At 69.6% G+C, this 20,906-nt stretch carries 24 protein-coding genes; 10 read left to right on the top strand and 14 right to left on the bottom strand.

Going from position 1 to position 20,906, the window contains the following annotated elements; genetic code table 11:
- Positions 1 to 12: 12 nt before the first annotated feature.
- From K9D25_RS05130 to K9D25_RS05100, 7 genes are all read right to left on the bottom strand, one after another.
- Complete coding sequence (locus K9D25_RS05130) at positions 13 to 360, bottom strand: LapA family protein (protein WP_244379900.1); 348 nt, start codon at positions 358 to 360, stop codon at positions 13 to 15.
- 22 nt (positions 361 to 382) lie between these two features.
- The gene (locus K9D25_RS05125; RefSeq protein WP_244379899.1) at positions 383 to 676 is read right to left on the bottom strand and encodes an integration host factor subunit beta; all 294 of its coding nucleotides are present in this window, start codon (positions 674 to 676) and stop codon (positions 383 to 385) included.
- 75 nt (positions 677 to 751) lie between these two features.
- The gene (gene sppA / locus K9D25_RS05120) at positions 752 to 1,732 is read right to left on the bottom strand and encodes a signal peptide peptidase SppA (RefSeq protein ID WP_244379898.1); all 981 of its coding nucleotides are present in this window, start codon (positions 1,730 to 1,732) and stop codon (positions 752 to 754) included.
- A gap of 71 nt (positions 1,733 to 1,803) precedes the next feature.
- On the bottom strand, positions 1,804 to 2,421 hold the full coding sequence (locus K9D25_RS05115; protein WP_244379897.1) for a DapH/DapD/GlmU-related protein: 618 nt from the start codon (positions 2,419 to 2,421) through the stop codon (positions 1,804 to 1,806).
- Positions 2,422 to 2,436: 15 nt separating this feature from the next.
- Positions 2,437 to 3,180: a DUF1045 domain-containing protein gene (locus tag K9D25_RS05110; protein ID WP_244379896.1), complete on the bottom strand. Its 744-nt coding sequence runs from the start codon at positions 3,178 to 3,180 to the stop codon at positions 2,437 to 2,439.
- A gap of 14 nt (positions 3,181 to 3,194) precedes the next feature.
- The gene (locus K9D25_RS05105; RefSeq protein WP_244379895.1) at positions 3,195 to 4,334 is read right to left on the bottom strand and encodes an alpha-D-ribose 1-methylphosphonate 5-triphosphate diphosphatase; all 1,140 of its coding nucleotides are present in this window, start codon (positions 4,332 to 4,334) and stop codon (positions 3,195 to 3,197) included.
- Between the two features lie 63 nt (positions 4,335 to 4,397).
- Positions 4,398 to 5,987, bottom strand: coding sequence for a gamma-glutamyltransferase (locus K9D25_RS05100; protein WP_244379894.1), 1,590 nt, complete (start codon positions 5,985 to 5,987; stop codon positions 4,398 to 4,400).
- Between the two features lie 99 nt (positions 5,988 to 6,086).
- On the opposite strand from K9D25_RS05100, the gene K9D25_RS05095 reads away from it, so the two are divergent.
- The 3 genes from K9D25_RS05095 to K9D25_RS05085 all read left to right on the top strand — a co-directional run bounded on the left by K9D25_RS05095 (position 6,087) and on the right by K9D25_RS05085 (position 8,834).
- Complete coding sequence (locus K9D25_RS05095; RefSeq protein WP_244379893.1) at positions 6,087 to 6,326, top strand: hypothetical protein; 240 nt, start codon at positions 6,087 to 6,089, stop codon at positions 6,324 to 6,326.
- Between the two features lie 601 nt (positions 6,327 to 6,927).
- The gene (locus K9D25_RS05090; RefSeq protein WP_244379892.1) at positions 6,928 to 8,058 is read left to right on the top strand and encodes a type III PLP-dependent enzyme; all 1,131 of its coding nucleotides are present in this window, start codon (positions 6,928 to 6,930) and stop codon (positions 8,056 to 8,058) included.
- A 179-nt stretch (positions 8,059 to 8,237) separates the two neighbouring features.
- Positions 8,238 to 8,834, top strand: coding sequence for a GNAT family N-acetyltransferase (locus tag K9D25_RS05085; RefSeq protein WP_244379891.1), 597 nt, complete (start codon positions 8,238 to 8,240; stop codon positions 8,832 to 8,834).
- Positions 8,835 to 8,991: 157 nt separating this feature from the next.
- Here K9D25_RS05085 and K9D25_RS05080 read toward each other — a convergent pair whose 3' ends face one another.
- Positions 8,992 to 9,408 carry an Ohr family peroxiredoxin gene (locus K9D25_RS05080; RefSeq protein ID WP_244379890.1) on the bottom strand — a complete coding sequence of 139 codons (417 nt, stop codon included), beginning with the start codon at positions 9,406 to 9,408 and terminating at the stop codon, positions 8,992 to 8,994.
- Between the two features lie 228 nt (positions 9,409 to 9,636).
- Between K9D25_RS05080 and K9D25_RS05075 the strand changes: the two genes are divergently transcribed.
- From K9D25_RS05075 to K9D25_RS05060, 4 genes are read left to right on the top strand one after another with little or no spacing between them, the layout of a single operon-like run.
- Positions 9,637 to 10,485, top strand: a complete 849-nt coding sequence (locus K9D25_RS05075; protein WP_244379889.1) for a YgfZ/GcvT domain-containing protein — start codon at positions 9,637 to 9,639, stop codon at positions 10,483 to 10,485.
- Positions 10,486 to 10,493: 8 nt separating this feature from the next.
- A complete protein-coding gene (locus K9D25_RS05070) occupies positions 10,494 to 11,081 on the top strand; it encodes a DNA-3-methyladenine glycosylase I (protein WP_244450800.1) in 588 nt (195 codons plus the stop codon).
- A 28-nt stretch (positions 11,082 to 11,109) separates the two neighbouring features.
- On the top strand, positions 11,110 to 11,748 hold the full coding sequence (locus tag K9D25_RS05065) for a YfbR-like 5'-deoxynucleotidase (RefSeq protein WP_244450799.1): 639 nt from the start codon (positions 11,110 to 11,112) through the stop codon (positions 11,746 to 11,748).
- Positions 11,745 to 12,251, top strand: a complete 507-nt coding sequence (locus K9D25_RS05060; protein ID WP_244379888.1) for a tyrosine phosphatase family protein — start codon at positions 11,745 to 11,747, stop codon at positions 12,249 to 12,251. Before K9D25_RS05065 ends, K9D25_RS05060 begins: the two co-directional genes overlap by 4 nt.
- A gap of 9 nt (positions 12,252 to 12,260) precedes the next feature.
- Here the strand turns inward: K9D25_RS05060 and K9D25_RS05055 are convergent, their stop codons facing one another.
- Positions 12,261 to 12,938: a L,D-transpeptidase gene (locus K9D25_RS05055; protein WP_244379887.1), complete on the bottom strand. Its 678-nt coding sequence runs from the start codon at positions 12,936 to 12,938 to the stop codon at positions 12,261 to 12,263.
- Between the two features lie 307 nt (positions 12,939 to 13,245).
- Between K9D25_RS05055 and K9D25_RS05050 the strand changes: the two genes are divergently transcribed.
- The 3 genes from K9D25_RS05050 (at position 13,246) to K9D25_RS05040 (ending at position 15,869) form a co-directional block, all read left to right on the top strand.
- Positions 13,246 to 14,481 carry an MFS transporter gene (locus K9D25_RS05050; protein ID WP_244379886.1) on the top strand — a complete coding sequence of 412 codons (1,236 nt, stop codon included), beginning with the start codon at positions 13,246 to 13,248 and terminating at the stop codon, positions 14,479 to 14,481.
- A 191-nt stretch (positions 14,482 to 14,672) separates the two neighbouring features.
- Positions 14,673 to 15,188, top strand: a complete 516-nt coding sequence (locus K9D25_RS05045; protein WP_244379885.1) for a hypothetical protein — start codon at positions 14,673 to 14,675, stop codon at positions 15,186 to 15,188.
- Between the two features lie 255 nt (positions 15,189 to 15,443).
- Positions 15,444 to 15,869, top strand: coding sequence for a DoxX family protein (locus K9D25_RS05040; protein ID WP_244379884.1), 426 nt, complete (start codon positions 15,444 to 15,446; stop codon positions 15,867 to 15,869).
- An 83-nt stretch (positions 15,870 to 15,952) separates the two neighbouring features.
- Here K9D25_RS05040 and K9D25_RS05035 read toward each other — a convergent pair whose 3' ends face one another.
- The 5 genes from K9D25_RS05035 to metK all read right to left on the bottom strand — a co-directional run bounded on the left by K9D25_RS05035 (position 15,953) and on the right by metK (position 20,790).
- A complete protein-coding gene (locus K9D25_RS05035; protein ID WP_432207935.1) occupies positions 15,953 to 17,710 on the bottom strand; it encodes a tetratricopeptide repeat protein in 1,758 nt (585 codons plus the stop codon).
- A 211-nt stretch (positions 17,711 to 17,921) separates the two neighbouring features.
- On the bottom strand, positions 17,922 to 18,356 hold the full coding sequence (locus K9D25_RS05030; RefSeq protein WP_244379882.1) for a phage holin family protein: 435 nt from the start codon (positions 18,354 to 18,356) through the stop codon (positions 17,922 to 17,924).
- Positions 18,356 to 18,703 (bottom strand): hypothetical protein, encoded by a 348-nt coding sequence (locus tag K9D25_RS05025; protein ID WP_244379881.1) that lies wholly within the window; start codon positions 18,701 to 18,703, stop codon positions 18,356 to 18,358. The genes K9D25_RS05030 and K9D25_RS05025 overlap by 1 nt, the downstream gene beginning before the upstream one ends.
- An 84-nt stretch (positions 18,704 to 18,787) precedes the next feature.
- Positions 18,788 to 19,504, bottom strand: coding sequence for a tRNA (guanosine(46)-N7)-methyltransferase TrmB (gene trmB / locus K9D25_RS05020; protein WP_244379880.1), 717 nt, complete (start codon positions 19,502 to 19,504; stop codon positions 18,788 to 18,790).
- A 92-nt stretch (positions 19,505 to 19,596) separates the two neighbouring features.
- Positions 19,597 to 20,790: a methionine adenosyltransferase gene (gene metK, locus K9D25_RS05015; protein ID WP_244379879.1), complete on the bottom strand. Its 1,194-nt coding sequence runs from the start codon at positions 20,788 to 20,790 to the stop codon at positions 19,597 to 19,599.
- Between the last annotated feature and the right edge of the window lie 116 nt (positions 20,791 to 20,906).

The raw sequence follows: 20,906 nt of genomic DNA, 5'->3' as shown, positions 1-20,906 counted from the left end.
GGGAAGGTTCCGTCAGGCCGCGTCGCGACGATGGGCGAGCACCGGCCGCGTCACCGGGTCGCGATGGGCGGCGCGCAGCTCTTCCACCTCGGCATGGGCCGAGCGCGCCTCACGGGCGGAGCGGCGGGCGGCCTTGCGGTAGCGGCCCTGACTGAACCACGCCGCGACGCCGCCCAGCACCACGCCGACGATCATCGCGGCGAAGATGACGAGGAACAGCGGCGCTTCCACCGACCAGCCGCCGGCCCCGGTGAGCGGGTCGATCACCAGCGACACCGGATGGCGGTTGGCCACGGCGAGCATGACGAGCCCCACCGAGACCGGCAGGACGATGAGGATCAGCAGTAGACGACGCAGCACGACTTCTCCCTTCGGGTCAGCCTTATTCGAGGTCGACGCCATCGTTCAGGCGTTCGCGCATTTCCTTGCCCGTCTTGAAATAGGGCACGGCCTTGCCGTCGACATCCACATGCTCGCCCGTGCGCGGGTTGCGCCCGGTGCGGGCCGGGCGCGCCTTCACGGAGAAGGCGCCGAAACCGCGCAGCTCGACCCGGTCGCCGCGGCCGAGCGCCGCGACGATCTCGTCGAGTATGGCATTCACGATGTTCTCGACATCGCGTTGATAAAGATGCGGATTCGCCTCGGCGATCCGCTGCACCAATTCGGACTTGATCATCGACGCCCCGGCCCCTTTTCCGTTCGGCTCGTCGGTACTCCAAAAAATTTATATTTTGGAAGCTCTTGGCCCCGTCTAGCCACCGCGAGGGTGCCAGAGGGCCAGAAGACCGTCAAGGCGGGCCTGTTCCGCAGCCCCGCCCGCCGCATCTGCCACGAGACGGGCGATATCTTCAAGCCCGATCAACGACATCAGACGCACCGAGAGGGCGTGCAGCCAGCCGAATTCGTCGCCGGCGCGGTCCGTGTGCCAGTCACGTATGGGAAGATCCTTGGCGATCCCCTTCTCGCGCGCCAGCCAGTCGCGGCCGGTGCGCTCGTCGCCGATCTCGTCGATGAGGCGCATGGGAAGCGCTTGATGGCCGGTGAACACCCGTCCGTCGGCGGCGAGGGCGAGCTTGTCTGGGTCGAGCAGCCGGCGCTCCGCGACCAGGCCCTTGAACCAGTCATAGCTGTCCGCCACCAGCGCGCGCACGGCGGCCCTCGCCTCCTCGGTCGGCGGATCGAACATGTTCGGCGCGGCCTTGAGCGGGCTCGACTTGATCTCCTCATAGGAGATGCCGACATTCTTCATCAGCTCGGCGAAGTTCGGGAACTGGAAGATCACCCCGATCGAGCCGACCAGCGCGTTGCGCGGCGCGACGATGTGATCGGCGCCGAGCGCGGCGATATAGGCGCCGGAAGCGGCCATGCCGCCCACCACCGCGACGATCGGCTTCTTCTCCGCCAGCCGGCGCAGCGCGTCATAGAGCGCCGCCGAGCCGACCACCGTGCCGCCGGGGCTGTCGATCGACAGGATCACCGCCTTGGCGCCGGACTTGCCAATCGCCTCAAGCATCTCGATCCGCTCGCGCTCATTGCGGATGACGCCGCCAATGGTGACGCGGGCGACATGGGCGGAGGCGCGCGGCAGCACCGCGCCGTCGCTCCACCAGGCAAAGGCGCCGAGCCCGCCGAAGAGAACCACCAGCAGCGCGAACACCCGCCAGAAGGCGAGCTTGCGCCGCAGCCGGCGGCGGGCGAGCACCTCGTCGACATCAAGCGCGCTGGCGGCCATGGCGTTCTCCTGCGTTGCCGCCAAGGCGTAGCGGCGCGGCGCAGCCGGCGCAAGGGTGGCCGGGTCGGTGCCTACCCTCCGTGCTTTTCCAGAAACGCCTCGATGGCGAGCGTGCGGAAATCCTCCAGCGCGGCGCGCAGGCGCGCGTGGTCCCAGTCCCACCAGGCCAGCGCCTGTAGCCGGGCGGCGATGGCGGCGGGGAAACGCTCGCGCACCGGCTTGGCCGGCACGCCGGCGACGATGGTGTAGGGCGCGACATCCTTGGTCACCACCGCGCCGGCCGCCACCACCGCGCCGTCGCCGATGCGGCGGCCGGGCAGCACGATGGCGCCATGGCCGATCCAGACATCATGGCCGATGCTCACCGGCTGGGCGCGGCGCCAGGCGAAGAAATCCGGCTCGTCCTGCGCATCGTCGAAATAGGCGGAGGCGCGGTAGGTGAAATGCGACTGGCTGGCCCGCTGCATCGGGTGGTTGCCGGGGTTGATCCGGGTCATCGCGGCGATGGAGGTGAAGCGGCCAATGCGCGCATAGGCGATGTCGGAATCATTGACCACGTAGGAATAGTCGCCGAGCTCGACTTCCAGCAGTTGGGTGCGCGGGCCCACCTCGGTATAGCGCCCCAGCGTCGAGCGGGTGACCTCGGCGGTGGGATCGACGGTCGGCGCCGGGCCGAGCTTCTGTGCCATGGGTCGGACCTGCCTTCAGCTGCCGAAGGGAAAGCGGGCGATCAGCCGGAACGCGCCGGTCTCCTGCCGGTAAAGCGCGATTTCGCGGACGATGAGCGGGCCGTCGCCGCCGCTGGCGGCGAAATGCTCGGCCAGTTCCGCTTCGGCCAATGCCCGCTCCTCGTCTTCCAGCGGGCCGGTGAGCGTCATGTGGAAGCGGAAATCGTCCAGCACATAGGGATAGCCCCAGCGGTCGAGATACTCCCGCTGGCGCGGGGTGAGCGGCGCGCGCAGGCGCTTTTCGCGCTCGGCCTCGGTCATCGGCGCGCGGAATTCGTCGAGCGCGGCCACGGCGCCGGCGGCGAGCCGGTCCAGCGCGGCGCTGGGCGCGGCGAGGCGCAAAGCGAGGAAGCGGCCGATGCTGGCCAGCGTCACGCCGGGGCAGGCAAAGCCGGCGCGGTTGCCGGCAAAGCGGGCGCAGGCGGCGGTGAGTTCCGCTTCGCGGCGGCCGGGGGCGAGGCGGAACGGGGCTTTCAGCGTGGCGTGGAAGCCATAGCGGCGGGGCTCGGCGGTGATCTCGCTCCAGCGCGCGGCATCGAAGCGGCGCAGCGCCAGCGGCACGGGCGGCGTGCCGGCTTCCGCGTCATAGCCGAGTACGGCGGAGCCGAAGCGCCAGAGCGGGCTCTGCGCCGGCGGGGCGAAGTAGAGCGCGTAGCGCGGCGTCGCCGGGCGGGCGGCGGCCTCGGCCGGCGGGGCGGCGGGGTTGGGTTGCGCGGTCATGGACGACCCCTTTTTCAGAACACGCGCCGGCCGGCGACGAACACCTCGTCGATGCGCGGCGTGTCCTCCGCGAGGCGGAAGCGCACGAGATCGGCGCGCAGGCCCTCGTGCAGCCGCCCGCGATCCTCCAGCCGGGCGAGTCGGGCCGGGGCGGCGGTGACGAGGGCGAGGGCGTCGGGCAGGGAGAGATCGGCGGTGCGGGTCAGCGCCAGCGCCCCCTGCAGCAGACTTGCCGGCACATAGTCGGAGGCGAGCGCGTCGAGCAGGCCCTCGCGGGCGAGTTCGCGCATCGACACGCCGCCGGAATGCGAGCCGCCGCGCACCACATTCGGCGAGCCGCCAATGGTGGCGAGCCCGCCCGCGCGGGCGGCACGCGCCGCCTCCAGCGTGGTGGGGAATTCGGAAATGGTGCAGCCGGCCGCCAGCGCCTCGTCGACATGGGCCGGCGTGGTGTCGTCATGGCTCGACAGCACGAGGCCGGAGGAGGCGAACAGCGCCACCATGCGCTGGTAGTTTTCCGCCACCGCGCCGCGCGCGCGTTCGATCCGGTCGGCGACCTCGGCGTCGATATCGCCGCCGCTCTTGCCGATGCCGGTGAGATAGACCTTGAGATGCTCGACATTGCGCCATTGGCGGGTGCCGGGCGTGTGGTCCATCAGCGAGGCGAGCGCCAGGGTCGGCCGACCGAGCGCGGCGTCGACGAGATCGGGCAGGGTGCGGTCGGTCAGCTCGCAGCGCAGATGGATGCGGTGGTCGACGCGGAACAGGTTGCGCTCGACGCCGGAATCGACCGCGTCCAGCATCACCTCATACAGCGCCCGGCGGTCGGCCTTGGCCTGGTCGAAGCCGCCAGCGCAGATGGCGTCATAGACGGTGGTGACGCCGGAGGCGGCCATCTGCGCGTCATGCGCCAGCGCGGCGGCGCGGGAATCCGGCCAGATCACTTTCGGGCGCGGCACGAAATGGCCTTCCAGCGCGTCCGTGTGCAGGTCGATCAGCCCGGGCGCGAGAAAGGCGCCTTCGCAGTCGATGGCGGCGGGAAGATGCGAGCGGCCTTCGTCGATCGCGCGGATGCGCCCTTCCCCATGGACCAGCGTGCCGTCGATCACGCGGTCTTCCAGAACAAGGCGGGCATTGGTGAGAATCACGTCCATGGCGGCGCGTCTCGCATGTTGTTGTGACCGTTCGATGAAGTCGGGGGAGGCTCCCCCGCCGTCTCACACCCCGTCCGCGCCGCCCTCGCCGCGCGGATCATGCGCGCCTTCCAGCCCCGTCGCGCCGGGATGCCGCACCACCACGCCGGCGCATCCCATGGCATCGGAAAATGGCACGCCGATGATCTCGACATCGTGACCGGCGGCGGCCAGCCGGTCGGCCAGCTGCTCGTCAAACCCCGCCTCCAGAAGCAGCCGGTCGGTCTGCCGCCAGCGCGGCGCGGCGAGCGCGGCCCCGAGCGGGGCGCCGGCGAGGTAGCGGCTGAGAATGCGCGCCTCGGCCAGGGCCGGGCTGTCGCCGCCGCTGCCAAGACCGATGACGCGACCGTCCGCCAGCACCGCGAGGCCGGCGCTCAGCGTCACCGGCGGGCGGCGACCGGGCTGCAGCGGGGCGACGGCGCGCGGATCGAGCGTGAAGGCGGCGCCGCTATTGTTCATCAGCACGCCGGTCGCCGGCAGCACCAGCCCGCAGCCGAAGGGCGCGTGCAGCGACTGCACGCAGGAAACCACCAGGCCGTTTCGATCCGCCGCACCGATCCACGCGCCGCCAATGTCTGGGGCCGGCCGGCGCGGGGCCGGCGCGGCGCGCCGGAGGTCGATCCCCGCCGCTGCGCGCGCCAGCGCCTCCGGGGCGAGCAGCTCGGCCGGGTCGGCGCTGAGCACGATGGAATCGGTGAGCGCCGGCGCGGCGATCGCCTGCGCTCGCCGGGCGGCCTCGATCAGGCCATGGACGGGCGCGAAGCCTTCGGCCTCGGTGATGCCGAGCCGGCTGAACAGCGCGAGGGTCAGCAGCGTCAACAGCCCCTGCATCGGCGGAGGCGGCGCCCACAATGTCAGGCCCGGCAGCTTCACGCTGAGCGCCGGCCGGGTGCGGGCGGCATAGGCGGTGAAGTCGGCACGGGCGAGCGGGCTGCCGGCCCGTTCTAGATCCGCCGCCATCTCGCGCGCGACATCGCCCCGGTAGAAATCGCTGAGTCCGGCGAGGGCGAGATGTTCCAGCGTATCGGCCAATCGCGCGCAGGGCTGATGCGTGCCGGCCTCCGGAACCGTGCCGTCCGACGCGAGAAAGGCGGTGCGGAAGCCGAGCACGGCGTCGAGTTCCACCCGTGCCCGGGCGGCGGCACGGACCTGGCCGGACGAGACGGTGTGCCCAGTGCGGGCCTGTTCCAGCGCCGATTCGAGCAGCCGCCGCATCGGCATCCGCCCGCCATGGGCGCGCGCGGCTTCCTGCGCCCGCATCCAGCCGCCAACCGTTCCGGGCACGGTGAGGGCGGCAAGCGCGCCGCACCGGGGAAGCTCGTCAAAGTCACGTGTCCGGTAGAAAGCGGCGTCGGCTCCCGCTCCCGCCGGGCCGGCGGCGTCGATCACGGTGACGCGCCCGGCGGGATCGCGAATCAGCCACAAGCCGTCACCGCCGAGCCCGCCCAGATGCGGGCAGGCGATCCCCAGCGCGGCGGCGGCGGCGAGCGCGGCCTCTATGGCGTTGCCGCCCTCTTCCAGCACGGCGCGGCCGGCCTCGGTCGCCTGCGGATGCGGCGTGGCGACCATGCCGGCGCCGGCGCGCGCGCTCTCGTGAACCTGATCGTGAGCCATTCCGCACTCCACCTGCGCCCCTGCCGCCGCGCGGCGGCTTGACCCGCGCCGCCGGGCATAGCAGGTTGCGGCCCGCCGAAGTAGACGGATTGGGACGCGATGAGCACGGGCCGACGCATTCGCTGGGACAATGTCAGCACGGTGGTGAGCGCCGCCATCCTGCTGGGCGCCGAGCTGATCGGCGCCGGCCTTGCCGCCGGCTGGGCCCTTGCCGCCCTGTTCCAGGCGAGCCTGATGTGGGAACTCATCTTCGAGGGCGCCTTCGCCCTGCTCGCCGTGTATGGCATCTACCGCTTCGTGGTGAAGGCCAAGTCGGTCGAGCCCTTCGTCGAAGGCTGACGCAAGCGGCATGCAAGCCTTGGGCAAGCCCCACGCCCCCTTCCGATACCGCTTGCGGCGTGGGCATGCCGATATATCGGGCGCATGCGATAAAAATCGCAAAAGCCGCTTGCATATGACAGCGTAGAACCCTAAATCCCGCCCTGCCCAACATTCGCACGTGCCTGTGGTCGCGTGCCGATCGGCGGAAGTCCGGACAAGAGGCCGGAAAGTCGCCAGTCAGATCGGTAGCCGGAGGCGAAACCGGCGCACCTCGCTCTCAGCGGGGAACGTGACTTGAAGCAACGACGTACGGGCTTTTTTGGTCTCTGTCGGCCCTCCAAAGGTCGGGAAACTGAAGAGGCACTACTTCTTGCCGGGCGTGCGGTCGGGTCTCCCGTACCAAGCGAAGGCATTGAACGACGCTGGCGCTCTCCACATGCGCACAGCGGCGCTTTGATGCCACGGCTCCATTCCGAACGGCCGAACGGCTCCTGCCGCGCGGCCGGCGGACGGATGCGCATTCCTGCCATCAACGCGGCCCATTGGCGCCGCTTGAGGGTGGTCGCATCCACATGTCCGCTTCATCTGGATCGAGGCTTCGGGTCTGTGGGAGAGCGCCATGACCGACCGTATTCGCGAATTCCTGCGCAACCGACGTGAGGACGGTCCTTGCGTCGTCGTCGATCTCGACGTGGTGCGCGCCAATTATGCCGCCTTCGCCCGCGCGCTGCCGGACACCCGCGTGTTCTACGCGGTGAAGGCGAACCCCGACGCGGCCATCCTCTCGGCGCTGGCCGAGATGGGCTCCTGCTTCGACTGCGCCTCGGTCGCCGAGATCATGATGGCGCTCGCCGCCGGTGCCTCGCCCGACCGCATCTCCTTCGGCAACACCATCAAGAAGGAGCGCGATGTGGCGCGCGCCTTCGAGCTGGGCGTGCGGCTGTTCGCGGTCGATTCCACCGAGGAAGTCGAGAAGATCGCCCGCGTCGCCGCCGGCTCCAAGGTGTTCTGCCGCATCCTGTGCGACGGCGCCGGTGCCGAATGGCCGCTGTCGCGCAAGTTCGGCTGCGAGCCGGACATGGCCGTCGACGTGCTGGAGCATGCACACCGGCACGGGCTGGAGGCGCATGGCGTCTCCTTCCATGTCGGTTCGCAGCAGAAGAATGTCGAAGCCTGGGATTCCGCGCTGGCCTCGGCGAGCGCGATCTTCCGCGAGTGCGCCCTGCGCGGCTTCTCGCTCAGCCTGGTCAATCTCGGCGGTGGTTTCCCGGCGAAGTACCTGCAGGACGTGCCGGCCGCCGAGGCCTATGGCGAGGCGATCTTCCGCGCCCTCTCCCGGCATTTCGGCAATGCCATCCCGCAGACCATCATCGAGCCGGGCCGCGGCATGGTCGGCGCGGCCGGCCTGATCGAGGCCGAAGTGGTGCTGATCTCGAAGAAGTCGGACAGCGATTCGGTGCGCTGGGTCTATCTCGACATCGGCAAGTTCGGCGGTCTCGCCGAGACGATGGACGAGGCGATCCGCTACCCGATCGTGACCCCGCGCGACGGTGATGCGGTGGAGCCCTGCGTGCTCGCCGGCCCGACCTGCGATTCGGCCGACGTGCTGTACGAGAAGACCCCGGTGATGCTGCCGGTGTCGCTCGCCATCGGCGACAAGGTGCTGATCGAGGCCACCGGCGCCTACACCACCACCTATTCGGCGGTGGCGTTCAATGGCTTCGACCCGCTGCGATCCTATGTGATCTGAGGCGGGCGGCGCCCGCCTGCTGTCATCCCGGACGCCGCAAAGCGGCGCTCCGGGATCGCCAACCGCTCTGCGCGGGACGCGATCCCGGTCTTCGCCTCCGGCTCCGGCCGGGATGACGACACTTTCACAATTCCCTGTCACCTCTTTTGCCCGGTCCATCCCGGGTGTTGGAGGCCGTCATGTCCACCACTTCGCTCGCCAGCACCACCCCGGCCATCTCGCTGGAAACCGCCGCCGATGTCGCCCAGCGCGAGGCGCTGCTCGACCTTGCCTTCGGCCGCGCCGCCCGCCTCGCCAAGACCAGCGAGCGCCTGCGCGAAGGGCGCAAGCCGGCGGAAGGGCTCGCCTTCGCCTCGCACGGCCCGGACGGGCGCGTGGTGGCGACGCTGCGCCTGTGGCACGTCACGGCCGGCCCCGGCCGCCCGGCGCTGCTGCTCGGCCCGCTGGCGGTGCATCCGTGGTTCCGCGACCGCGGCCTCGGCGGCGCGCTGATGAACACCGCCATCTGCGAGGCGACCCGGCTCGGCCATGGCGCCATCCTCCTGGTGGGTGACGCGCCCTATTATGCGCGCTTCGGCTTCGCCCCGGCGCTGACCGAGGGCCTGTGGCTGCCTGGCGCCTTCGACCGCAGCCGCTTCCTCGGGCTGGAGCTTGCGCCCGGCGCGCTTGCCGGCGCGCGCGGCCTTGTCAGCCCCACCGGCGCGCCGGTGGAGCTGCCGAGCCTCGGCGAACTGGTGGCCCAGGGCGGCACGGGCGAGCTGCGCCGCACGGCGTGAGTGGCGGGCAGGGACGCCTGCCCCTTTTGCCGTCATCCCGGCCGGCGGCGAGCCGACGAGCCGGGATCGGTTTCAGAACCGCGAGCCGCCCGCGATCCCGGATCGGCCTGCGGCCGTCCGGGATGACGTTCTGTGGAGCTGCGGTTCCGCGAGGGGCTCAGCCGACGCTGAGCTCGACCGGGATGTTGCCGCGCGTCGCCTTGGAATAAGGGCACATCTGGTGCGCGGCCTCCAGCACCTCCTGGGTCTGCTCCGGCGACAGCGCCGGCGCCTTCAGCGACAGCTTGGCGGCGAGGCTGTAGCCGTCATCGCCCTTCACCAGCGATACCGCGACGGTGACGGCCGCCCCGGACACGTCGAGCTTCTTCTGATGGCCCACCGCCTCGACGGCGGAGCCGAAGCAGGCGGCATAGCCGGTGGCGAACAAATGCTCGGGCGTGGTCTTGCCGGAATCGAGCACGCCGTTCTTCGGCATGCCGAGATCGACCGAGACCGAGCCGTCGCTGGTCTGGGAATGGCCGTTGCGGCCGCCGATGGCGGTGGCGGTGCCGGTGAAGAGAACGGTGCCGGACATGCAAATCTCCCTGTGAAATGATGGGGGCCGCAACCGGCCCGCAGGCCTCAAGATGGGGCGCCCCGTGAACCGGGCAACCGGGCCGCGCCGGATTGACTGTCGCGGCCGCACGGCGGCGACGAGTTGTTCCCGTTTCGTTTCTTCAGGCTTGCCCACCGGCGCCGCGCGTCGTACCTCTCTGGCAACCTGCCCGCCTGCCGGGCCTTCCTGAGTTCGGAGCGCGCCTCCATGCCGATCGCGATCCTGAAGGAGCGCGCCGTCGCCCGCATCGCCGGGGCCGACGCCGCGCATTTCCTCGACAATCTGCTCACCGCCCGCACCCCCGCGCCCGGCGCGGCGCGCTATGCCGCGCTGCTCGCCCCGCAGGGCAAGATCGTCGCCGACATGATCGTGCTGGCGACGGAGGGCGGGTTCCGCCTCGATATTCCGCGCGCGGTCGCGCCCGATCTGCTCAAGCGGCTGCAGCTCTACCGGCTGCGGGCCAAGGTGGAGATCGGCCTGCTCGACGACCTGAACGTCGCCGTGGCCTGGGGCGGGGCGAGCCCGCTCGTCGATACGCTTGCCTATGACGATCCGCGCCTGCCCGCGCTTGGCCGGCGCTTCCTGCTCCCCGCCGCCGAGGCGGCGCAGATTTCCATGGTGCCGGAGGCGGAATGGCACGCCCACCGCATCGCCCTCGGCGTGCCCGAGGGCGGGCAGGATTTCCTCTATGGCGACGCCTTCCCGCATGAGGCCGACATGGACCAGCTCGGCGGCATCGATTTCGACAAGGGCTGCTATGTCGGGCAAGAAATCGTCAGCCGCATGCAGCATCGTGGCACCGCCCGCACCCGGATCATTCCCATGGCGCTGTGCGGCCCGCCGCCAGCCGAGGGCACGCCGATCACCGCGGGCGGCAAGAGCCTCGGCCGCCTCGGTTCGGGCATTGAAGGGCGCGCGCTGGCGCTGATCCGGCTCGACCGGCTGGAAGAGGCGCGCGCCGCCGGACAGATCGTGGAAGCCGACGGCGCGGCGCTGGTGCCTGAACGCCCGGCCTGGGCGCGCTTCGCCATTCCCGGCACGGAGGAGGGGGCGTGAAGGTCCATATGCATGAAGATGGCGTCACGCGCTGCGCCTGGTGCGGCACCGATCCGCTCTATGTCGCCTATCACGACACGGAGTGGGGCGTGCCGGAATATGACGACCGGGCGCTGTTCGAGAAGCTGATCCTCGACGGCTTCCAGGCCGGCCTCGCCTGGATCACCATCCTGCGCAAACGCGAGGGCTTTCGCGCGGCGTTTGACGGCTTCCAGCCGGAGATCATCGCCCGCTACACGCCGGACAAGGTGGAGGCGCTGATGCAGGATGCGGGCATCGTGCGCAACCGTTCCAAGATCGAATCGACCATCCGCTCGGCGCAGGTCTGGCTCGACATTCAGGAGCGCGGGCCGGGTTTCTCCAAGCTGCTCTGGGACATCAACGGTCCGGTGCTCGACAATCGCCGCGCAGCGGGCGATCCGGCGCTGGTGACCTCGCCCGTGGCCGTCGCCATGTCGAAGGAACTGAAGAAGCGCGGCTTCAATTTCGTCGGGCCGACCATCGTCTATGCCTTCATGCAGGCGGTGGGCATGGTGGACGACCACGCCATTACCTGCCACCGGCACGGGCTGGCGGCCCAAGATGCGCGGACGTGAGGGCGGCGCGATGGGCCTTGCCGACGCGATGACGCCCGCAAAGAAGGTGGCGGCAACCAAGCCCGTCCGCGCCTGGCAGCGCATGCTCTCGGGCCGGCGGCTCGACCTCATCAACCCCTCGCCGCTCGATATCGAGATCGAGGACATCGCCCATGGCCTCGCCCGCGTCGCCCGCTGGAACGGCCAGACGGCCGGCGAGCACATTTTCTCGGTGGCGCAGCACTCGGTGCTGGTGGAACTCATCGCCCGCCGTCAGGCGGCGGCACGAGGCGCGGACATTGATCGGCGCTGGCGGCTCGCCATGCTGCTGCACGACGCGCCGGAATATGTGGTCGGCGACATGATCAGCCCGTTCAAGGCGGTGATCGGCGGCGACTACAAGGCGGTGGAGGCGCGCCTGCTGGCGGCGGTGAGCCTGCGCTTCGGCCTGCCGGCGCAGTGGCCGGCGACGCTGGCGGCGCGGGTGAAAGCGGCCGACCGCGCCAGCGCCTTTCTGGAGGCGACGCGGCTGGCTGGCTTCGAGATCGCCGAGGCTCGACGCTTTTTCGGCACGCCCTGCCCGCTCGACAGCGCGCTGGAACGGGATTACCTCACCCCGTGGAGCGCGGGCGAGGCCAAGGCCCGCTTCCTCGCGCGCTTCGAGGAACTGGTCGCGGAGGCCCCATGATCCATGTCTGCCCGCTCTCGCGGCTGGAGGAAACCGTCGTCCGCACCCGCGCCGAGCATGTGCTCTCGGTGATCAATGCTGCGACGCCGGTGACGCTGCCGGCCACAGTGCGGCCGGAAAACCATCTCTTTGTCGGCTTCAACGATATTCTCAGCCCGCAGGAGGGGCTGATCCACCCCTCGCTCGACCATGTCGAGGCGATTCTCGGATTTGCCCGCCGCTGGCCGCGCGAGGCGCCGCTGGTGGTGCATTGCTATCTCGGGGTGAGCCGCTCCACCGCCTCGGCCTATATCGCCGCCTGCGCGCTGGCGCCGGAGCGCGACGAGGGCGAGATCGCGCAGGCGCTGCGCGCCGCCTCGCCCATCGCCACGCCGAACGCGCTGCTGGTGGAGATCGCCGATGGCGTGCTCGGCCGGCAGGGCCGCATGCGCGCCGCCATCGCCGCCATCGGCCGGGGCCGCGAGGCGATGGAGAACGAGCCGTTCGAGATCCGGCTGGGGTGATGCCCCCGCTCAGCCCACCGGCGTGCCGGTGGCGGGCAGCACGACCACGCGGGTGCCGGTGGGCACGCGGCGGTAAAGGTCGATGATGTCTTGGTTGATGAAGCGGATGCAGCCGGACGAGACCTGCGTGCCGATGGTCCACGGCTCGGTGGTGCCGTGCAGGCGGTAATAGGTGTCGCGCCCATCCTTGTAGAGATAGAGCGCACGCGGCCCCAGCGGGTTGGTCGGGCCGCCGGGCAGGCCGCCGGCATAGGGGCCGTAGCGCTCCGGCTCGCGGGCGATCATCGCCTGGGTGGGCGTCCAGCGCGGCCATTCCGCCTTGCGGGCGACCACGCCCTCGCCGCGGAAATTGAAGCCTTCCTCGCGCCCGACACCGACGCCGTAGCGCAGCGCCCGGCCATTGGCCATGACGAGATAGGCGAAGCGCTCATTGGGATCGACCACGATCGTGCCCGGCTGATAGCGGGTGGGATAGGCCACTTCCTGGCGCAGGAAGCGCGGGTCGATCTGCGTCAGATCCACCGCCGGCACCGGGAACGGCTCGTCATTGATCGCCGCATACATGCGCAGATATTGCGGGTCCATGGCGGGGGGCAGGACACGGCTCGCCACCGGTTCGCGCGTGGTGGCGCAGCCGGCGAGGGCGAGGGGCGAGGCGATCAGGAACAGGCGACGGTCGAGAAGCATGGGGGCGCACGCAGAGAGAAGGAGTGGGGGAACGGCGAATGGGGCAATGACCCTCACCTACAGGCGAAGCGTGGCAAAGTTCGTGAACCGCGCGATCACGGCACCGTCACCCGCGTGAATTGCGGGCAGGTGTGGCGCAGCGGCCTCATATTGCTGTAGTCCGGCACCGTCCGCGGGGGCACCTGGCGCTTTCGATCGGTTTTGCTGATGCGTGTCCTGAAAACTATTTGTTTTCCAGCACAGCCCTCCCGGCGCTAGTTTTCGCCACAAAGGCGGCCGTGCCGCGCTGTGCCGAATCGAGGCCCCGATGTCCGCCACATCCGCCCCCCGCCCCGGCCTTGCGGCCCGCGCGCCGCTGCTCATCGTGCTGTGCGGCTGCCTCATCGCCATGCTCAGCTTCGGGCCGCGCGCCTCCTCCGGCATCTTCCTGCTGCCGATGACGGGCGAATATGGCTGGGGGCGCGACACGTTCGGCCTCGCCATCGCCATCCAGAACCTGCTCTGGGGCGTCGGCACGCCCTTCGCCGGCGCGGTGGCCGACCGTTTCGGCGTGACGCGGGTGCTGTGCCTCGGTGCCGCGCTCTATGCTGCCGGGCTGGTGCTGATGGCCTATTCGGCGACGCCGGGCCTGCTGCATCTCTCCGCCGGCGTGCTGGTCGGCTTCGGCCTGTCCGGCTGTTCGTTCAACATCGTGCTCGCCGCTTTCGGCAAGATGCTGCCGGAAAAGTGGCGCCCGCTCTCCTTCGGTGCCGGCACGGCGGCCGGTTCCTTCGGCCAGTTCCTGTTTCCGCCGCTGGCGGCGGGGCTCAACACCACCATCGGCTGGCACCAGACATTGCTGGTGTTCGGCCTCGCCATGCTGCTGATCATGCCGCTGGCGCTGGCTCTCTCCAGGGCGCCGGCCGCGCCCAAGGCCGGAGAGCGCCCGCAGTCGATCGGCGCCGCGCTGGGCGAGGCCTTCCGTCATCCCAGCTATGTGCTGCTCGTGCTCGGTTTCTTCACCTGCGGCTTCCAGCTCGCTTTCGTCACCACCCATCTGCCGGCCTATCTCATCGATCGCGGCCTCTCGATCACGGTGGGCGGTTGGACCCTGGCGGTGATCGGCCTCGCCAATATGGTCGGCTCGCTCGGCTCGGGCTGGCTGTCGAGCCGGATGCCGCGCCGTTATCTGCTGGCGGCGATCTATTTCGCCCGTGGCCTGGCCATCATCGCCTTCGTGCTGCTGCCGGCGAGCCCGGTGACGGCCATCGGCTTCGGCATCGTGCTCGGGCTGCTCTGGCTGTCCACCGTGCCACCGACCTCCGGGCTGGTGATGCTAATGTTCGGCACGCGCTATCTCGCCATGCTCTACGGCTTCGCCTTTTTCAGCCACCAGGTCGGCGGCTTCCTCGGCGTCTGGCTCGGCGGGCTGCTGTATGAGAGCCTCGGCTCCTACGATTTCGTCTGGTGGCTGTCGGTGGCGCTGAGCTTCGCCTCCGCCGCCATCAACCTGCCGATCGTCGAGAAGCCGGTGGCGCGCGGCGCGGTGCCGGCGACGAGTTGAGGGATGGCGCGCATTTGCCAGCTGTTAACCGCGATCGTTCACCCTAGGGATCGTGGTACCGACAGCGTTGCGAGGGAGCCACACAAGGCCCGTTGCGTGCCCCGGCGAGAGGGGGTGATTCGCCGTGCGGCCTTGACAAGATGGGTCCATCGCAGCGCATCGTGAAAAATCCCGGAGCGATGGAAACCCTCATGCGTCTGTGTTCTGCCCTGCCGGCCGCCGCCCTTCTCGCTGCCACCGCCGCGCTGCCGATGTCCGCCTCGGCCGAGACGCTGACGGCGCAGGAGGCGCAGCGCTTCGTCATCGGGCAGACCTTTTCCTACACCTGCTATGAGGGCACGGTGGGGGCGGGGCGCATCCTTCCCGACGGTTCCGTCGCTGGCACCATCCAGATCCGTGGCAAGGGCAATACGCGCTATGTCACTCTGCCCGCCGGCACCATCATGGTGCGCGGGGAATCGGTCTGCGCCAAGCTCAAGGGCGTCGCCTTCCAGCCCTGCTTCGAGCTGGAAAAGACCGACAAGGTCAGCTTCCGCGGCAATCTCGCCGGGGCGGACAGGCTGTGGTGCGAGTTCAAGCGCGGCGGCAGCGGCCGCACCCGCCTTGCCGAGCGCGCCGTGGCGCCCAAGCCGGCGCCGACCCCGGCCAAGCTGGCCGAGGACAGCGCCGCCGCGCAGATGACCGCCGAGGTCGCCTCCGAGAAGTGAGGGTGCGGGGCATTGCTCCCCGGCCTGACGAGTTGACCGCGCCGCAAGGGCAGGGCGGTGCCTACGCGCGGCATGCATGAGCCCGATTGGCGTGCGGGTCGTGAGCGCGCCCGGCTGTCAATCGCCACGCCATTGCAGAACTGCAAGATCGCTCCGGTATTGGCGGCTATCGTCTTGCGCCGAGCGTTGAGTTACCTCCGGGACATGACAGGCGCTGCCTGCTGCTCTTTCCTCAACGCTCCCGCGAGACCCGCCATGATCGATTCCCGTTCCGCGCCCTATGGCGCCTTCGTGCTCCGCGTCGCCCTCGGCCTGATGTGGGTGACCCACGCGCTGCTGAAATATGTCGTCTTTACCATTCCCGGCTTTGCCGGCTTCCTCGGCAGCCTCGGCCTGCCGGAAGCCCTGGCCTGGCCGGTGTTCCTCGCCGAACTCATCGGCGGCGTGCTGATCATCACCGGTGTATACGCCCGCCATGTCGCGCTGCTGCTCATCCCGGTCATGGCCGGGGCGATGAGCGTGCACATTCCCAATGGCTGGCTGTTCTCCGCCGCCGGCGGCGGCTGGGAATATCCCGGCTTCCTGATCGTCACCTCCTTCGCGCTCTGGCTGATCGGCGACGGCGCCTTTGCCCTGCGCTCGCGCCCGCTGTTCTTCGTCGGCCGCCCCGCCACCGCTTGAGCCGCGCCGGCCGTTATTAATGAAAAGGGGCGGGTCCCACCGGACCCGCCCCTCTTTTTGTCCCGGCCGTGCGGAAGGCGGCGTCAGCCGCCATTGCCCGGCTTGGCGGCGTCCTGCGTCTTGTCCACCGCCGCCTTCTGCGGCTCGGGGGCGGGCGCCGCCTCGGTCTTCTGCGTCGCGTCCTTGCCGGCCTTGATGCGCTCGGCCTCGTCAAGGCCCACCGCGATCTTGCGCTCGATATCGACTAGCTCGTCCGGCTCGGGCTTCAGGTCGCGGGCATGGTTCCACTTGAAGCGGGCTTCCAGCTTGCGGTCGACCTTCCAATAGGCGTCGCCGAGATGGTCGTTGATCACCGCCTCATTCGGCTTCAGCTCGACCGCGCGCTCCAGCTCGCGCACCGCGTCGTCATAATGGCCGGTGCGGTAATAGGCCCAGCCGAGGCTGTCGATGAAGAAGCCGTCATCCGGGCGCAGCTGCACCGCCTTGCGGATCATGTCGGTGCCGGCCTGGAGATTGATGCCCTGATCGATCCAGCTATAGCCGAGATAGTTCAGCACATGCGGCTGGTCGGGGCTGAGCTGCAGCGCCTTCTTCAGGTCCGCCTCGGACTTGTCCCACTGCTTGGTCCGCTCATAGCAGGTGCCGCGGAAATAATAGAGCACCCAGTCCTTGGCCTGCGGCGTGCCGAGCTGGTCGATGGCGGTGGTGTAGACGGCGGCGGCTTCGGCAAACTTCTCATTGGCGCGCAGCACGTCGCCCAGCGCCATGATCGAACGCTGGTCCTTCACATCCGCCGCCACCACCTTGTTCAGCACGGCGAGCGCCTCGTCATGCTTGCCGACGGCGTCGAGATTCAGCGCGCGCTGCACCTCGGCATTCATCTTGAACGGCGAGGAATCCGGCACCGAAGCGAAGAGGGCGATGGCGTCCTCATGCCGCTTCATCGTCTCGAACAGGTCGGCGAGGGTGATCGCCATCAAGGGCTGCGAGGGGTCGAGCCAGCGGCCGAGCTGGAGATAGACGAGGGCGAGATCCTCGCCGCCCTGGCGGCCGAGCGCGGCGCCGAGGCCATAGAGCACTTCGGCCGCGCCGGCGGTGGGGGTGCTGACCAGCGGCGGCAGCGTCTTGCCCGCCTTTAGCTCCGCCAGCGAGCGCGCCACCAGCGGGTCGCCGGGCACCAGCTTGTCGAACGCCTCATAGGTGGCGATCGCTTCCGCCTTGCCGGCATTGCGCGAGGCCCAGCGCGCATAGGCGTCGACCACGCGCAGCGTGCGCGGGTCGCGCTTGAGGGCGGCTTCCAGGCGCTGGCCGGCTTCCTTCTTGACGCCGGCAGCGTCGAGCATCAGCCCGGCGTGAAAATCCTTGAAGCCGTCATACCATTCCGGCCCCTGCAGCGCGTCGATGGCCTTGACGCCGGCGCGCGCATCGCCCGAGCCGAACTGGCTCCAGGCGCTGAGCAGAGTGGCGTTCAGCTCGGCGATGGCGCCTTGGCCGGAACGGCGCAGATTGCTGCGGGCGGTGACATATTGCTTGGCCTTGATGGCCTTCACGCCGAGAACCAGCCGCGCGAGCGTGTGTTCCGGGTCGATCCGGACCAGACGCTGTGCGAGATCCACCGCTTCGTCGATCGAGCCTTCCGCCAGCAGGGTCAGGAAGGCCCGCTCTTGCAGGTCGCGCTGGCGCGGGAACAGGCGGGCGAGTTCGCGGTAATAAGCCGCCGCCGCCGCCGTGTCGCGCTCGTTGATGGCGAGGCGCGCGGCGAGGTAATTGCCGGCCGGCGAGGAGCGGGCGATGAAGTCTGCCGGAGGGGCGTCGGCCCAGGCGGGCAGGGCGACGCTCAGTGCCGTGAGCGTGGCGAGAATGGCCGCTCCCGGCCGCAGCGACAAACGTCGAAACGTCAAGTTAGAACCTCCTGCGGCAAACGGCGCAGCCGGGTCCCCGTCAGCGGGACGCCAGCCTCCGGCCTTCATGGCAGATTGGTCCTTTTTAGCTGCCCCTGCAATAACGGGAGCCTAATGCGGACCGGGCCCTTGCGAGCCCGGCGCCACATTTTCAGACGCGTCGGCCAAGAATAAGGCCGATAAGCGCCGCGCCCGCCGCAATTCCAAGCACGGTCTTCACACCGGCGGGAGGTACAGCCGGGCCCCCCGCGAGCGGCGCCGCCGGAGGGACGATGGGCGCGGCCGGCGGGGCGGCATAGGCACCATAGGCGCCGTAACCACCGAAGCCGAGCGGACGGCGCTGCCGGCGCATCAGCGCCACCAGCAGGAACATCACGCCGAGCGCCAGCAGGCCGCCGCCGATGATCAGCGCGGCGGTGAGCGCGTCATAGCGGTCCGCCAGCGCGATGAAGGAGGCGATAAGGAAAAAGACCGCCGACATGGCGACCAGCAGCCCGCCAATGGCGCAGAGCAGGGCCGTGCGGGCGGCCCTGCGCATGGTGAGGCGGATTTCCGCGCCGAAGATCGCCAAGAGGAGGCGGAGCATCACTTGCCCCGCGATAGCAGGCCGAACAGAAAGCCGACGCCGAGCGCCGCGAGCACGGAGCCATAGGGGTTGCGTTCGATGGTAGCGCCGAGATCGCCGGAGAGCGCCTGCGCCCGCGTCCGCGCCTCCTGCAGCGCCGCATAGCCTTCCTCGGCGAGGCCGGAGGCGGCGGCTTCCGCACGCGCGGCGCCGGAGCGGATACGGCCGGTGATGGCGTCCGCCGCCGCGCTGCCTTCCGAGCGGGCGAGGGCAGCCAGCGTCTCGGTAAGCTTGGCCACATCGCCCCGCAGGGTGGCGAGGTCGGCGGACAGCTTGGCGAAATCGTCCTGCGGGTTGGGCTGAGCCATCGAAAGTCTCCGGGTGAGGAACGTGACGGGGGACGTGCCGGTCAACGCGCGCGCCGGCCTCAGGGTTCCCACACTAGGCGGTAATTAGCGGCGCCGGAACTCGTAGTATCCCGGCCGGCGTCCCTCGCGGAGCGCCTTGGCCTCGTAGCGCGTGCCAGGCCAGCCGTCCCAGGCCAGGCGCCAGTCGTCGGCGCGCTCCGCCGTCCAGTCGAAGCGCGGATCGGCCAGAAGCTGGCGCAGCGTCCACGCTGCATAATGCTCGATATCGGTGGCGAAGCGGAAATGCCCGCCGGGGGCGAGAAGCCGGGCGAAGCGGTCGATATTGTCCGCCTGCACGAAGCGTCGCTTCCAGTGCCGGCGTTTGGGCCAGGGGTCGGGATAGAGCAGGTCGATCCGCTCCAGCGCGCCGGGCGGCAGGCGATCGAGCAGCGGGATCACGTCGTCGCCATAGAGCCGCACATTGCTGAGGCCCAGTTCGGCCACACGCGCCGTCGCCTTGGCGATGCCGTTGAGGAAAGCCTCGGCGCCGATATAGCCGATCTCGGGGTGGCGGGCCGCCTCGGACACCAGATGCTCGCCGCCGCCGAAGCCGATTTCCAGCCGCACCGCGCGCACGGGCTGCGGGAACAGGGCGGCGAGCGGCTCGGTGCCCACCTCGTCGAGCGCGATGGACAGGCGCGGCAGGTCGGCGGCGAGATGGGCGGCCTGCGCCGTGCGCAGCTTCTTGCCCTTGCGCCGGCCATAGAAGGCGTGCTCGCGCGGGGGCTCGCCGGGGTGGCAGGAATCATCGTCGGCGGTCATGCGGACACTCGAAACGAAGGCGGGGCGGACCCGTTATGGTCCGCCCCGCATAAGCACACTGGGTTCCGCGCGCAATCGCGCGGGCGGAAACTTTAGCCGACGGCGGACTTCAGCGCCTCGACGAGATCGGTCCGCTCCCAGGAGAAGCCGCCATCGGCGTCCGGCGCGCGGCCGAAATGGCCATAGGCGGAGGTGCGGGCATAGATCGGCTTGTTGAGGCCGAGATGCTCGCGAATGCCGCGCGGGCGCAGATTCATCACCTCGCGCAGGGCGGTCTCCAGCTTGGCTTCCTCGACCCGGCCGGTGCCGTAGAGGTCGACATAGACCGCCAGCGGGTCGGACACGCCGATCGCATAGGCGAGCTGGATGGTGCAGCGGTCGGCGAGATCGGCGGCGACCACGTTCTTGGCGAGGTAGCGCGCGGCATAGGCGGCCGAGCGGTCGACCTTGGTCGGGTCCTTGCCGGAGAAGGCGCCGCCGCCATGCGGGGCCGCGCCGCCATAGGTGTCGACGATGATCTTGCGACCGGTGAGCCCGCAATCGCCGTCCGGCCCGCCAATGACGAACTTGCCGGTCGGGTTGACGTGCCACACCGTCGCCGGGGTGATCCAGCCATCGGGCAGCGCCTGGCGGATATAGGGTTCGACGATGCTCTGCACGTCGTGCGAGGACAGGTCGGCGTCGAGATGCTGGGTCGAGAGCACGATCTGCGTCACCTCGACCGGCTTGCCGCCCTCATAGCGCACGGTCACCTGGCTCTTGGCGTCGGGGCCGAGCACGGTGCTCTCGCCGGAATGGCGGGCCTCGGCGAGCAGCTTGAGGATCTTGTGCGCGTAGTAGATCGGCGCAGGCATCAGTTCGGGCGTCTCGCGGCAGGCATAGCCGAACATGATGCCCTGGTCGCCGGCACCCTCATCCTTGTTGCCGGCGGAATCGACGCCCTGGGCGATGTCGACGGACTGCGCGTGCAGATGCACGTCGATCGCCGCCTTCTCCCAGTGGAAGCCGTCCTGCTCGTAGCCGATATCCTTGATCGCGAGACGCGCGATGTGGCTGAGGAAATCCTTGGTCAGCTGCGCCGGGCCGCGCGTCTCGCCGGCAATCACCACGCGGTTGGTGGTGGCGAGCGTTTCGGCGGCGACGCGCAGATGGCTCGGGTCCCAGCCGAATTCCGGACCATGCTTGAAGAAGGCATCGACGATCTCGTCGGAGATGCGGTCGCACACCTTGTCCGGGTGGCCTTCGGAAACGGATTCGCTGGTGAACAGATAGGCTTGGCGGGACACGAGTCGGCTCCTCGATTGTCGACCGGCGCCTAAACCCGCGCCCGGCCGCGCATCTTTTGCAAGCGCGGTCGGGACGGTCAAGGTTTTAACGTCGGAATCGTTCGGAAAACAGAACG

The organism is Ancylobacter polymorphus (assembly GCF_022836935.1).
Taxonomy (GTDB): Bacteria; Pseudomonadota; Alphaproteobacteria; order Rhizobiales; family Xanthobacteraceae; genus Ancylobacter; species Ancylobacter polymorphus_A.
This window is presented reverse-complemented; position numbering and strand designations above follow the sequence as displayed.